Annotated in this window: 10 protein-coding genes; 6 read left to right on the top strand and 4 right to left on the bottom strand. The window is 66.6% G+C overall.

Translation table 11 applies throughout. The features are described 5' to 3' along the window. The first annotated feature begins 10 nt into the window (after positions 1-10). Complete coding sequence (locus KXD96_RS05010; protein ID WP_260743319.1) at positions 11-1,513, top strand: sugar transferase; 1,503 nt, start codon at positions 11-13, stop codon at positions 1,511-1,513. Here the strand turns inward: KXD96_RS05010 and KXD96_RS05005 are convergent. Next, positions 1,510-2,976, bottom strand: coding sequence for a glycosyltransferase (locus KXD96_RS05005; RefSeq protein WP_260743317.1), 1,467 nt, complete (start codon positions 2,974-2,976; stop codon positions 1,510-1,512). The two genes, KXD96_RS05010 and KXD96_RS05005, sit on opposite strands and share 4 nt — an antisense overlap. A gap of 329 nt (positions 2,977-3,305) precedes the next feature. On the opposite strand from KXD96_RS05005, the gene KXD96_RS05000 reads away from it, so the two are divergent. The 4 genes from KXD96_RS05000 to KXD96_RS04985 all read left to right on the top strand — a co-directional run bounded on the left by KXD96_RS05000 (position 3,306) and on the right by KXD96_RS04985 (position 8,342). After that, positions 3,306-3,632: a hypothetical protein gene (locus tag KXD96_RS05000; RefSeq protein WP_260743315.1), complete on the top strand. Its 327-nt coding sequence runs from the start codon at positions 3,306-3,308 to the stop codon at positions 3,630-3,632. Positions 3,633-3,838: 206 nt separating this feature from the next. Beyond that, positions 3,839-5,302 carry an oligosaccharide flippase family protein gene (locus tag KXD96_RS04995; protein ID WP_260743313.1) on the top strand — a complete coding sequence of 488 codons (1,464 nt, stop codon included), beginning with the start codon at positions 3,839-3,841 and terminating at the stop codon, positions 5,300-5,302. After that, a complete protein-coding gene (locus tag KXD96_RS04990; protein WP_260743311.1) occupies positions 5,299-7,287 on the top strand; it encodes a glycosyltransferase in 1,989 nt (662 codons plus the stop codon). Before KXD96_RS04995 ends, KXD96_RS04990 begins: the two co-directional genes overlap by 4 nt. Continuing rightward, positions 7,284-8,342 carry a glycosyltransferase gene (locus KXD96_RS04985; protein WP_260743310.1) on the top strand — a complete coding sequence of 353 codons (1,059 nt, stop codon included), beginning with the start codon at positions 7,284-7,286 and terminating at the stop codon, positions 8,340-8,342. The genes KXD96_RS04990 and KXD96_RS04985 overlap by 4 nt, the downstream gene beginning before the upstream one ends. 22 nt (positions 8,343-8,364) lie before the next feature. On the opposite strand, the gene KXD96_RS04980 is transcribed toward KXD96_RS04985, so the two are convergent. Continuing rightward, on the bottom strand, positions 8,365-9,315 hold the full coding sequence (locus KXD96_RS04980) for a class I SAM-dependent methyltransferase (protein WP_260743309.1): 951 nt from the start codon (positions 9,313-9,315) through the stop codon (positions 8,365-8,367). An 18-nt stretch (positions 9,316-9,333) separates the two neighbouring features. Further along, positions 9,334-11,337, bottom strand: a complete 2,004-nt coding sequence (locus KXD96_RS04975; protein ID WP_260743307.1) for a hypothetical protein — start codon at positions 11,335-11,337, stop codon at positions 9,334-9,336. Positions 11,338-11,633: 296 nt separating this feature from the next. Here KXD96_RS04975 and KXD96_RS04970 point away from each other — a divergent pair, with 296 nt between their 5' ends. Further along, the gene (locus tag KXD96_RS04970) at positions 11,634-12,770 is read left to right on the top strand and encodes a glycosyltransferase family 4 protein (RefSeq protein ID WP_260743305.1); all 1,137 of its coding nucleotides are present in this window, start codon (positions 11,634-11,636) and stop codon (positions 12,768-12,770) included. Here KXD96_RS04970 and KXD96_RS04965 read toward each other — a convergent pair. Beyond that, the gene (locus KXD96_RS04965) at positions 12,706-13,773 is read right to left on the bottom strand and encodes a polysaccharide deacetylase family protein (protein WP_260743303.1); all 1,068 of its coding nucleotides are present in this window, start codon (positions 13,771-13,773) and stop codon (positions 12,706-12,708) included. The two genes, KXD96_RS04970 and KXD96_RS04965, sit on opposite strands and share 65 nt — an antisense overlap. Between the last annotated feature and the right edge of the window lie 104 nt (positions 13,774-13,877).

Below are 13,877 nucleotides of genomic sequence, written 5' to 3'. Positions count from 1 at the left end.
GCGGGGCGGCATGGCATTGCTCAAACACCGAAACAGTGCTTCGTTGGAAACCGCCCACCCGGCGGCCGCGTCGGACCGGCGCAACCCGCGGCGCTGGCAGCACCGGTATTCGCACCGTCTGCGCATCAGCGATGCGCTAATCGTCTGCGCATCCGTGATTCTCGCTCAGTACGCCCTATTCGGTGTTTCGCCCCGCATCCCGGGTTATTCGCGCCCGGTGACGATACTGTCCTCATTTATTTTCGTGACGATCTGGCTGTCGTTTCTTGCGATATTCCAAACGAGATCACCACGGATCATCGGTGCGGGGCTCGATGAATACCGGCGGATTGCCACCGCATCGTTCTGGACCTTCGGCATGATCGCGATGCTGGCGCTGCTCGCCAGAGTAGAGCCGCCCCGGATATATCTGGCAATCGTGCTCCACGTCGGCACTTTCGGACTGCTGGCGAGCCGCAACATCTGGCGTAGGTATATCGGCCGCAAGCGTGCGCATGGTGAATACCAGACGATGGTATTGGCGATCGGAGACCGGGCGAAGGTCTCCCGCCTTGTGCAGGAGCTGGACCGCAATCCATCCGACGGTTATGTCGTCGTCGGTGCCTGCATACCCGGATCCGGGCCGCCCCGAGGCGATCTCCTGACGGTGGACGGCCACGACGTCCCGATCCTTGGTGACGAATCTTTCGTGCCGAACGCGGTCGACCGCTGCGGTGCGGACACGGTGGTGGTGACGCAGACGGAGGGTTACGGCATCACCGCGATCCGAAACTTGATGTGGCAACTGGAAACTCGGGACGTAGACCTCGTGGTGTCGCCGGGGGTGTGGGATGTCGCGCCGGCGCGGTTGACCCTGCGGCCCATCGCCGGATTCCCGCTGCTCCACGTCGAAAAACCGCAATACACGGGGGCTCAGCAATTCCAAAAGCGCGCCTTCGACTTCTGTTTCGCGCTGACGGCTTTGATCGGGACATCGCCGCTTCTGCTTGCGGCTGCCATCGCCATCAAGCTGACCAGCAAAGGACCCGTCTTCTACCGTTCCGAACGCATAGGCCATAACGCAAAGTCGTTCACGATGTTCAAATTCCGGACCATGACGGTGGATGCCGATACGCAACTCGACAGCCTGCTACCGCTGAATCAAGGCGCCGGCAACATACTCTTCAAGATGCGCCAAGACCCGCGGGTCACGCCCGTTGGCAGAATGCTGCGCCGATTCAGCATCGACGAGCTACCACAATTCATCAACGTGCTCAGGCAGGAGATGAGCGTGGTCGGGCCGCGGCCTCCGTTGCGGCGAGAGGTGGAAAGTTACGGCGGTGATGTCAAGCGGCGGCTGCTGCTGAAGCCGGGCGTCACCGGACTGTGGCAGATACGTGGCCGGTCGGACCTTTCCTGGGAAGACTCGGTCCGACTGGATCTGTCATACGTCGACAATTGGTCGCTGGCGGGTGATCTCATGATCATCCTGCAGACGCTGAGAGCCGTGCTGGCGGGCCGCGGGGCCTACTAGGTGGCCAGACCGGCGGCCAGCGCCAGCCACGCCCTGATGTGCTGGTCGTGTAGAAACCTGTCGTGCGCGTCGCGCGCGGCGGCGGCGCCCAGCTCGTGGCGGCGCGCGGGATCGGCGAGCAGCCCGGCCAGCGCGTCACCGAAGGCGTCGAGGTCGGTCGGGTCATCGAGCAGCAGCCCGGTCCGCCCGTCGCGGATCTGGTCGCGGATGCCGCCGACAGCCGACGCAAGGACTGGCTTGCCCTTCCACAGCGCCTCGGTGACGGTCAGGCCGAAGCCCTCCTCGAGGCTCTTCTGCACGACGATCGTGGCGTGGCGTTGCAGGGCGTTGACGATCGCGGCGTTCTCCTCGACGTCGGTCATCGGCAGGGAAACGATGTGCACGCGGGCGCGCTGGGCCTCGGGAAGCGCGGCGTGCTCGCGGACGAGTTCGGAGAAGACATTGACGCTCTCCGGGTCGTCGGCGACGGTGTCCACGTGGGGGCCCACCAGCATCAGGTCGGCGTCGGTGTCCGGCAGGCAGCGGCGCACGAATCCGCGCATGACCCCGAGGTGGTCCTTGAGCCGGTCCCAACGCGAAACCTGAAGCGCCAGCGGTCGGCAGGGTTCGGGCGGGTCGCCGCCTAGCAGCATTACGCGGCCTTCGACCTTCGCGGTGTCGCCGTTGAGCCGACAGAACAACGGCTGCGCCGCGGTCTGCCCGGCATCCAGCAGGCCGGCCGTCGAGAGGATGGCACGCACGGAATTCTCGTCGAGCCACTGGTTTTTCGCCGCGAACGGGTCGATCGACGGGGAGACGATCGACACCGGCCGACCGGCCAGCTGCTCGGGGACGTAAACGGCGCGCGAGAACACCAGCCGGTCCGCGCGGAAGACGAAGGGCTCGATGAACTCCCACGCCCGCTTGGTGTGGTCGTTGACCAGCTCGGCGCCGATGTGACAGCGCCACACGACGGCACAGCCATGCCGCTGCAGCGGTTCGACGAGTCCCGCAGATTGCGGATCATGTAGGACGACCAGCGAACCGGGCGCCACCATGCTCGTCAGGGCGGCCGCGTTGGCGCGCATGGTGCGGTGATAAGCGTCGCGCTCCCGTCGGTCCAGAACGCCCCCGTCACCGGCGTTGCCATGGACGAAGTTGTGCAGCCGTTTGGTGATCCTGAAGAACTCGGTATCACCGTCTACGACGGCCCAGCGGGCGTCGAGCCCGATGCCCGCGAGGTAGGACAGCATGGTGCGCAGCATCTCGGACACCCCGCCGCCGGCCGCGGTCGAGTTGACGCACCATACGGTCCGGCCCGCGCATATCGACCTGGCGACGCGGATGGTTTTCCCGAGGGCATCCCAGCGCTCGACGGAGAGGACGTCACGCCACCGATCCATGGACCGTGGCACGAGCGCGACCTCGCTCGTCATGGCCGCATCCTCGGCGAGGTCACACGCGATCGGCGCAGCATCGGGCATCCTTCGACGGAAACGGCCGCGACCGGGTGCACAACGATGTTTGTACCGCATGCAGCGCGCCGGCACCGGCCATTCCGGCCTTGGGCGCCGGTAGCCCGCGCACGCGGGCACTATGGCTCTTCGCGGCGGGTCCAAGTGCCCTATTGGTCGGTGGTGCGCCATCGCAAAGTTGAGCAACAAGTTACGCCCAGACCCTGCGCCGGTGGCGTCGGGGAGCCGCAGAGGGATGTCGCATGCCGACCCATTGCCGAGGTCGCCGGTGCGCAATCATTGCGCATGCTTCCTTGACGGCCGGAATGGTGATGACGGTTGTGTTTGCGGTGCTGTCAATGACTGAATTCAACGCTCGGGACAACCATTACCTGGCGGTGATCCACAATCCCTGCGCACACAGTGAGGTCTTGGATACCACTCGTTGCCGTACCTGGGGCCAAAAGCATTGGCGGTGGCCGGATGACAAAACGTTGGTCAAGGACGCGCACGATGTCTGCACCGTGGAAAGAGATGCTCGGGCCGGCGCGAAGATACCGGCCGGGGGCAGCCTGATCGCGGCACGTCATCCGAGTTACTTCGATCTGCAGGTCGGGCTCGCGGAGGTTGCGGCGCGCAACATCTATTGCTCGGACGTTATTGCGCCGGTGCGTGAGAAGCCCTGAGGCGGCCGTGGTTTGCCAGGCGCGACCCGCATCAGGGCACTATGGCTCTTCGCTTCTGGTCCAAGTCCCCTATCGGTCTGTGCGGTCCAGCGCAAAAGTGGGCAGCGAATTGCAGCTGATCCCTGCCAGGTACGCATCTACCCGGCATGGAATGAACGGTGCAAGCCGTCGTAGCAGGCAACGGAGGTCGCGAGGGGCCACGGGCAATGACTGAGTCGACGGGTCCCAGTGAGGTCGTGCCGTCGGGGCGCCTCGCGCGGTTGGCTCGCGCGGTCTCGATCCAGCTGGTCTGCCGGGTATTCGGAATGGTGGCCTCGGCGGTCTCGGTGGCGATCACCGCTCGCTATCTTGGTCCGGGTCGCTATGGCCAGCTGACCATCGCGGGCGCTTTCATCGGCATGTGGATGAGCCTGGTCGATCTGGGTCTCGGCCGCGTCATCGTGCGCCGCGTCACCTCGGGCACCGGTGACCTCGAGCGCCTGATCCGGGTCCGCAACGGCATGGCGCTGGTGTACTGCCTTCCGCTCGCGGCATTGGCGGCCGGGTCCGGGTTGCTCGTCTACCGGGACCACGACGTGCGCGCGATGCTCGTGGTGTTGTCGTCGCAGATGCTGATGATGACGGTCACGACGCGGCTCGAGCCGGTGTTCCAGGCCACCGTGCGGTTCTCCGCGGTGGCCATCTCCGACCTGGTCGGCCGGCTGGCCATGCTGGCGGTGATCGGTTATCTGGTAGCGGAACGAACCGGTGTCATCTGGTTCGCGGTCGTGCAGCTCGTTCCCACAGTGCTGCAGGTGCTGATCCAGGGCGGCGCGGCGGCGCGGCACGTTTCGTTGCGCCCGATCTTCGCGCCGCGGGAGGTCGCAGATCTATTGCGGGAGAGCCTGTTTCCGATGGGGGTGACGGTGATCACCGTCCTGTACTGGCGCGCTGACGGAGTCATCTTGTCCCTGGTGAACACGCATTCCGAGGTGGGCGTCTACGGGCTGGCCTCCGCGATCGCGATGAACACCCTGATCCTGTCGGTGTTCTTCCTCAAGTCCACGCTCTCTACGGCCACCGAGCTGTTTGCGCGCGATGTCGCGGCGTTTGCCGCGTTCGTGCGCCACAGCGTCGAGCTGATGTCTTTCCTGGCGATCCCCATCGCGGTTGTCGGCATGCTGCTGGCCGGGCCGATCATTCGGTTGTTCGGCGACGAGGAATTCGTCGGCCGCGGGGCGCCAACTCTGGCGTTGCTGTTCGTGGCGGTGGGAACACGCTTCGTCGCGACCACCCTTGGCGAGGACCTGTTCGCCAGCAACCGTCAGCGGTTCTGGTTTTGGCTCACGGTCGCCACCCTCGCCCTCAACGTCGCGCTCAATCTGGCCCTGGACGGGCGGTTCGGCGCCATTGGGGCCGCCGCCGCGCTGATTTTTACGGAATTGTTCAACATGGAGGTGGCCGCCTTCTGGCTTCGTCGTCACACCGGGTACCGCGCGCCCCTGCTTTTCGTGATGCGGGTGCTGGTACCAACCGCGGCGAGTGTCGCGGTGACGCTGCTGCTGAAAGGTGAGCACGTGGTGGTCATTCTGGCCGCCGCCGCTACTGCTTATCTGGCAACCAGTGCGGCGGTCGGCCCGCTCTCGTGGTCGACATTGGTTTCGTTGCATCGGAAGGGGCTGCAGACATGACCCATGAGATGGACCGGGCATATCTGAAGCGCCCGGCCGGCGGCAGCGCCCCTCTACCCTCGGAGCGGCCGCTTGCGGTGCTGATCGTGCCCGGCGAGAACCACGCCTTGCTCGAGACGTGCCTGCGCAGCGTCGCCGAACACCTGCCCGAATCACCGGTATATGTCTACGGGGGTGAGGGATCTCCCGGCGGTGCGGAACCGGCCGCAGGGCACCCGGCGGTTCACTGGGTGCCGGGACCGGTGAACCTCGGCTTCGCCGCGGCCTTCAACGTGCTCGTCGCCCACACACCGGGCGACAGCGATCTGCTCTTGCTGAAGGCCGATGCCCGCCTGCACGGGCCGTTGACCCGCACCAGGAAGTTGCTTCGCCAGGCTCGGGTTGCGGCGGTTTCGCCGATGGTGCACGACGGCGCCGCGGCCGGTCGTCCGCCGTGGGACGTGGCGGCCCGCCGGCTGACGCTGACGCGCGCGCTGGTCGCGGCCGCCGGCCACTCCGAGTCGCTGCGCGGCACGCCCTTCTCGCAGCTCTATGCCCACCAACCCACCGAATCACGCGCCATCCGGGGTTGTTTGGCACCGACCTGCCTGGCGATCAGCCGTGCGGCATGGAACGCCATCGGCGGCTTCGACGAGGAGTTCTTCGGGTACGGCGAGGCAGCCGACTGGCAAAACCGCGCCCGCGCGACGGGCTGGCGGGTGCTGCTGGCCGACGAACTCGGCGTCGACCGGGCCGAGCCGGCGACCGGCACGGGCACGACTGACGCCGTCGCGCCTGACGAAAACCGCCGCGACCGAGACTTGGCGCGCACCAACACCGCGCTGCTACTCGAACATCAATACAGCGTTCACCACGCGGACGCGTACCTGGCCGGCACGACGCTGCTGGAGCGACTGCAGCCCGCCGAGCGGGGCGCTGGAAAATGCGCTCGCGCCGGCTCGCGCAACGACCTGCCGGCCATCGTGATCGTGACCAACCGCCTGGTGTACGGGGGCGCCGAGCGGCAAAAAGCGTTATTGGCAACGGAATTGGACCGCCGCGGCTACCCGGTCACCATCGTCTGCGTGCAGCGGTTCGGCCCGCTGATCAAGGAGATTCCGCACTCGGTGCGCGTGGTGCGCCAGCCCTGGTGGGCGCCGATCGTCGACATTCCCCCGGGGCCGGCGGTGCTGATCAGCAGCGACACCAACACCGAGACGGGATTCGCCACGCTGTGGCGCGCGCGCGGCGCCGGCCGGCGCTGGTTGGTCGCCGCGCATATCCCGCCCGAAGAGGACGGTCCCACGTATTCGCGCCCACTGACGGCAGCGATGCGGCGCGCCGACGGTTTCATCGTGCTGGCGCAACGGCATTGGGACATTCTCACCGCACACCATCGGCTCGGGGGACGGCGGTTCATCGTCCCCAATGGCGTTGCCTCGGCCGACGACCCGGCTCCCCCGATCCGGACCCTTGGTGAGCCGCCGCATCTGGTGATGCTCTCGCGCATCGTCGAGCACAAGAACCCCCATCTGCTGGTGGACGCGCTCAGCGGCCTCACCGATATGCGTTGGAAGCTATCGATTTTCGGTGACGGCCCCGATCGGGAGAGGCTGCAGGCCCGAACCCCCAGCGAGTTGCGCGACCGGGTGCAGTGGCGGGGATGGGTTCCCGGCCCCGGCCCGGCGCTGGCCGACGCCGACCTGCTGTGCGTCCCGAGTCGCTCCGAGGCGTTCCCGCTGGTGATTCTCGAGGCGATGGCCCGGGCGGTGCCGGTTGCGGCGTCGGCGGTGTGCGCTGTGCCGGAGATGCTGGATTACGGAAGCGCGGGATTCGTCGTCGAGCCTGTGTCCGTGTCGGGATGGCGCGAGCACCTGGCCCGCATCCTGGCAGACCCCGCCGCGTTGCCGTCGGTCGGATGGCGCGGCTTCGAGCGCATGCACAAGCACTATACGGTGGAGGCGATGACCGACGCCTACCTGGACGCGATCGACGCCGTATTATGAATCCCCTTCGGGTACTTTGGCTTTCACCCTGGATGCGGCCACTGGCACGCGTGCAGGCCGAAGCGCTGCGCCGGCGCGGAGTCGACGTGCTACTGGTCACCACCGACCTCCATCCGGAGTCGGACGCCGCCCGCGCGTACGAATTGGTGCTCGATCCGCGGTTGGGCACGGCGGCGACCTGGCCCGCGGCCCTCGCGGCCTGGCGCCGCGTCCGCCAGTACCGTCCCGACGTCGTGATCGCCGAACTGGTCCGCGACCCGCGCTGGATCGCGCTGGCGGGCCGGGTGCCACGCATTCAGCTGGTGCACGACGACCGCCCGCACGACGCCATCGAGAAGCGGCGGGCCTACGAGCCCGTTATATTCGACCGCTGGGGCGCGCACTCGGCGGCCACCATCGCCTACAGCGACTATGTCGCAGCCGCCGTCGCGGCGCGCCGCGACGTTGCCGGCACGCGGGTGCACGTGGTTCCGCTCACCAGCGACCTTGATCCGGCCCAGGTCCCGCCGCTGGTGGGGCCCGCTGGACGTCACGACTTTGTCATGGTCGGTCGGCTCTACCCCTACAAAAACCCCGATGTGGTGCTCGACGCCTGGCAGCGACATGTCGGCGGGGGCGGCTGGCGCGGTGACAACCTCGTGCTCATCGGCGACGGGTCACTCGACAGCGGCGCGCTGCCCAAACACGCACGCTGGCAACGCGGTTCGTACCGCTACTCCGATGTGGTCACGACCCTGGCCGCTGCGAAGGGGTCGGTCGCCCACTACCGGCGCGCTTCCCAAAGCGGCGTGCAGGTGCTCTCGATGCAGTTGGGCGTCATGCCGATCGTGTCCACCGCCGGCGGCCTGCCCGAATACCAGCCAGCGGATCTCCCTCCGGTCGGTGTCGACGATGTCGGCGGGCTTGCCGCCGCCTTCGACATCCTGGCCGACCCGGTCACCGCGGCGGAACAGGGAGCCGCGGCAGCGCGCCACTACGCCCGGCGATTCGCCGTCGATCGCGCCGCGGACGGCTTGCTGGACGTCATCACCGAGGTGGTGGGTCGCCGGCGCTGATTGGCAGGAGTACCCGAGAACCTTATTTCTGGGCGACCAGGGAGATGGTTTCGGAGAAAACGCCGACTTTGCAGGCAATGCTTGCGCACAGCCGGCGCAACCCCGCAACGGACAAGGTCTCCAGGAATCTTTCGACCGAAAACACTGTCCGCAGAAACACGACTCCGACGGCGTCGGGCCTGGCGAACCTTCCGGCCCCCAGCACCATGAGCATGATGCGGAACCTTCTCGGCACGAATCCGTACCGGATTTCGGTGAAACCGGCACGGGTGCCCGCCTCGAATAATTCGCGGCAGGTGTATTCCTTCAAGTGCATGCCCTCCGCCCTACGACGTTTGAATACGCGCGAGACATCGTGCGGCCCGGTGTATTTGCTGGGCGTGTTGAATATATAGCGCCCGCCCTCCTTCAAGATGGCACGGGCGCTCCTCAAATGGCTCTCCAGATCATCCGGATGCATGTGCTCGATCACTTGGTCGGAGATCACGACGTCGTAGCTCTCGATGGGCTCGAACCTGTCCAGATGCACCCCGTCCGATACTCCCCAGGACAGATTGGCGTAAGAGCTCCGGAGAAGTTTCTCTCCCCGCTCACGGGTGATCTCCGTTCCCTTGCAGGCATAACCGTTGCGAGCCAGGAAGGATATGAGGCCGCCCTGACCGGAACCGATTTCATAAATCGCCTTCGGCGGAGGCCCGATGAGTTCCAGCCATCCTCCGAATCGTTCCTGAGGCGGCCTGAGATCGGCTTCGTTTGAGAATTGATTGAGCCACGGTAATTCCGCATAGAGGCGGGTGTAGCACCGGTCGAACGTTTCCCACCTGTTCTCGGGTTTGGATTCGAGCAGCTCCGCCGTCAATTGCTTTTCCAGTTTCCAATGATCCAAGATCATCTGCTCGGTGACATCCGCCCCGGGAGGAATGGCGTACGTCTCCTTGTAGCGGGCAATTAACTTGTTACCCCGTGGCTCCATACAACGATATTCCCCGCGTCAGCCGTGCCGCGATCGGCGCCGGCTGCGCAGCAGGATCACCGCCGCACCGATGACGGCCACGGCAAGCCACGCTCCGCCAAACCACCAGAGCCATTTCGATCCCCAGGGACCCTCGAACGTTGCGGACGGAGCTGCCGTGGCGACATCCGGGCGATCGACCACCACCGGGTCTTCTCCGGGTACGGACACCAACGCGACGCCCCTGAGCCCCTGCCAGCGTTTGGCATCGCTGTCCAGCCATTTGAGGAGCACGTCGAGTTGGGCGGTCGCGCCGTTGGACGTCGCGACCAGAAGTGTGCGGCCGCGATTGACAACCGTTTGGAGGGTTGCGAACCGCAGTTCCGGATCCAGCGTGAGGGTGGCGGGCTTGCCGTCGGACTGCAGGGCGTTGACGGTGATCCGCCCGCTGGACTCCGCGGCCACCGGAAGCGGAATATCGGAATGTTTCCACCCGTCGGCCGCAATCACTATCGCGGGCTTCGACGAATCGATGGCCTGTTGCGCGCTCACCACGGTGGTCACGATCGGTATCGAGCTGATTCGCTGCAGGCCTACGACGATGCGGGCGGCGCGGGCGGTGTCATCGAAGGAGCGTGGCTCGATGCCCACCTGGATCTGGGGCATCAGCGCTTGCGGCACCGATCGCAGGCCGTCCGGAACCGGTGGCGTAGCCGGGCTGCTCTGCACGGTGCTGTCGCCGTTGATGGTCAGCGTGAACATGTGGTCGCCGGCGCCGGCGGTATAGAAATCCCCGCACCGTCCGACGTTGCCCGCAACGTCCAGTGTCACATCGAGACCCGTCCAGCGCTGCAGGAGCCGATCCGGGATGTCGATCCAACGGTCGATGGCGCCGTGGCCGTCGGCCGGCCAGCTGTCGATGGTTTCGGTGCCGACCGTGGCCTGGATCTGACCGCCGGTATTCGGCAACGGGGAGTAAGAGCCCTTCAGATGTACCCGCACCGCGTGGATCGATCGGCCGAACCGGGTCTGGTCCAGTGCGATGGAGAGCCGGGGTTGCAGCGCAACGGAATTCAGGCCCGGTTGACCGAGCTCGCGCAGCGTGGCCACGTCGTCGGGCAGTCGGGGGCTGAACTTCAGTGTTCCCGCCACGACCTTGGAGGCAACGGCCAGCTGGGACAGATTGCCGAAGAGCAGAGCCATGTCCGGCTCCGCGGCCGACCCGAGGGGTCCCGAGATCACCAGCCACGGCAGGTCGGTGGCGCCTTGCAGGGAAAGCCCGCTGTCCGGTCCCTCTTTGACGACGATCTGGCGTTCTTGCGGTCGCGGCGGCGTCGGCGGGGCCGTCTGTCCGTCGGCCAGCGGAACGACCGCGATCTCGGGGGCCTGTTGGCCGTAGTGCGCCGCCGTGGCGGCGGCCAGTTGAACCGTCGTGTCGGACTCGGCCACCGACGGCGACCGCGGCACAAAGATGGTCAGCTTGCGCAGGACCGGCGGCAGGAAATGGGCCACCGTGGTGGGCGGCTGTTCGACCCCGGTGTAGCCGACCGTTGCGTTGGTCAGCCGCAACGGGCTCCACGGGTAGACGCAGTATCCGTCGAGCGGCACCAGGTAAGCACGCAGCGTCACCGTCACCGAGTCATTGACCACTTCCGCTCCGGCCAACGGGATTACGATCGGCGCCTGATCGTTGGTGGGCACGTTCACCCTCGCGAATTCGCGCTCGGCCTGCGACACGATGATTACGCCCGAGCGCAGATTGACGGGCGGTTGGACGGTCGCGTTCAACACGGCCGGCGTCAGCCCCTGCGGGACCGGCACGGTTAGCTGCACGACGCCCTGCAGGCCGTAGAACGACAAGGCGGAGCCATATCCGAGGTCGCTCGTCGCCAGGGTGAACGAGGTCCTCACCGGACCCGGCGCGGCGGGCTCCGTCGTTGTACCCGGTTCGGTGGGCTCGGCCCACGATGCCGGGGCGCTGACGGCCAGGAATCCGACCACGCTGACCAGCGCCACAAATCGGCCCACAGACTTTCCGAACACTAACGGAATGTTATGCGTTAGCGGAGCCCGTTCAAGGGCATAAAGACCCGAATCACCATGGGTGAAGGACCCTGTCACAACCGGACCGATGTCAGCAGCACCACTGCGCCGTTTGCTAAGGTTGCCGCTGACGCCAACATCCCGGCGGAGGGCGGATCACGCGCCCGCCCGGGACTGCAGCGGACTGGGACGAGGAGGCCGTCCGTGCCCGAGCCACTGTCAGGCGAGAACGTATGGCTGCCATGCCGGTAGGCAGAAAGTTGCCTGCATCGGGGCCGGTTCGCTATCCGATCCGAGTGCTGACCGTCGGGACCGCGCCGACCGGGCCAAACAGCCGCGGCGGCATGGCGGCGGTGATGCGACTGCTGATTGAGGACACCGATCCGCGGTTCCGCATCCGCCTCGTACCCACCTATGTCGACGACACCCTGCCCATCTGGTTCTGGACGGGAGTCTCGGGCATGCTCAAGGCGTCGGCCCTGGTGTTGTTCGGCTTCGTCGACGTACTCTACGTCCACTTCTCGTTGCGCGGCAGCGTCGTTCGAAAGTCCCTACCGTTGTTCGTCGCGCGAATGTGCGGCATCCCGACGATCATCCACTGCCACAGCTCGCACTTCTTCACCTGGTTCGACGGGCTGCCGTCGCCGCTGCGCCGCGCCGTACGGGCGGCGCTGCGCGCCGACTATGTGGTGCTGCTCGGTGAATCTCATGTGGTGGCAGCCTCCACCAGGCTCGGATTCGACGACTCGCATGCGCGAATCCTGTACAACCCCGTGGTCATGCCTGCCGTCGCGCCGTCGCCCCGCACCGGCCGGCCGTTGCGGGCATTGTCGCTGGGCAGGCTGGGCGCCAACAAGGGCAGCTACGACCTTGTCCGCGCGATCAGCTTGCTGCCCAGCGACATTCGGGCCGATCTGCGGGTCACACTGGCCGGTGACGGGGAGGTGGAGCAGGTGCGTGAGCGTGTCCGCGCCTACGCACTCGACGACACCGTCGAGGTCCGCGGCTGGGTCGACCCTGCGGAGAGGGACCGGCTGTTGGCCGAATCGGCGATCTTGCTGTTGCCCAGCTACAGCGAGGGCCTTCCGATGGCGGTGCTGGAGGCGATGGCCAATGGCGTGGTACCGGTGACCACCGCGGTGGGCGCGATACCGGAAGTGGTGACGGATCAGGTGAACGGCGTGCTGGTCAGGCCCGGCGACCCTGAGCAATTGGCGGCGGCGCTGCAGAATCTCATCGTCGATACCGAACTGCGTAATCGCCTCGCCGCGGCCGCCCACGCGCGCGCCGCCGAGTTCGACGTCGACCGCTGGCGGGACGCCCTGCATGACGTGTGGCTCGCTGCCGCGTCGCGGCGACGCCGGGCCCTCAGCCCGCGGTGGCCATCCCGCGGGTGCCGCCATAGCGACGCGGAAGCCCGCCGGAAACCATGAGCCGAAAGTAGTCGAAGGACGTATCGCTGCCCACCGCCAGTCGCGGCAACTCCAGCGGGTCGCGGCGGCGATCGGCGAATCCCGCTGCGCCCGTCAACGCCCAGCGCACGCCACGACCGCGCAGCACATTCTTGGCGCGGGCGTCGAAATCCTGCGCCCGGCCATTCGGGTAAGCGAATACCCTTGGCGCCCTGCCTGTCTCACGCTCGATCGCCGCGCAGGAATCCGCGATCTCCCGCTCGACCTTGTCATCGCTGCAGCGGGCCAGGATGGGGTGGGTCACCGAGTGCGGATACAGCGTCACCAGGCCGTCGCTGACGATCTCGCGCGCGTCGTCCCAGGAGAGCATCCGGAACGGACCGCTGTCGCCGCCGTCTCGGTGGCCCAACGCGCCGAGAACCTTGTCCAACACCGCGATCCGCCGCTCGTCGGCCAGCTCTTTCAGCCGCTCGACCGCGGTCGCGTAGACCTGACCCCGGTCGGCCGTGCCGTCGAGCGAACACGTGCCCAGTCCCAGTTCGGTCAGATCGACCTCGGTTGCGGTGGTGCGGGCGATCGCCAGCCAGAGCCGGTCGGGCCACAAGGTTTCGCCGCTGCCCATCGGGCCGGTCGCCAGGAACATCGCCGCGGGCAGCTTCAGATCGCGCAACACCGACACGGCGTGCGTGGCGAGGTTGCGGGTGCCGTCATCGAACGTGATCGCCACGGCGCGCGCCGGCAATGTTCCCGCCGCAAGGCGATCGAGGGCCTCCTCCAGCGGCAGGACGTTGAAGTGCTTGCGCACGTACTCGAGTTGACGGCGGTACAGCTCCAACCCGAGCACATGCCAGCAGGCCGGCGAGAGCGGTTCATCCTCCACACCGTGATACATCAGGATGGCGAGCAGGTCGCGATGTCGCCGCCGGGCAAGCGCCGGAACCCCGACGGCACACAGCAGTCCGGCCGCAAAGTTCTTGACGGCCGCGCGGTTCGCGGGCGGCACGAGGTCTCGAAGTCTTGCCATACCCGTAAAACTGTAGCCACCGCTGCGGGGTCCGGGCCCGCGGTTTGATGTCTCGCCTCGCGATCGGCCATCTTCCCGACGGGTCGCTCGGTATGGTGAATCGG

Source organism: Mycobacterium sp. SMC-2 (assembly GCF_025263485.1).
Taxonomy (GTDB): domain Bacteria; phylum Actinomycetota; class Actinomycetes; order Mycobacteriales; family Mycobacteriaceae; genus Mycobacterium.
The sequence above is the reverse complement of the archived record's forward strand: the minus strand, read 5'-3'. Positions and strand labels throughout refer to the sequence as shown.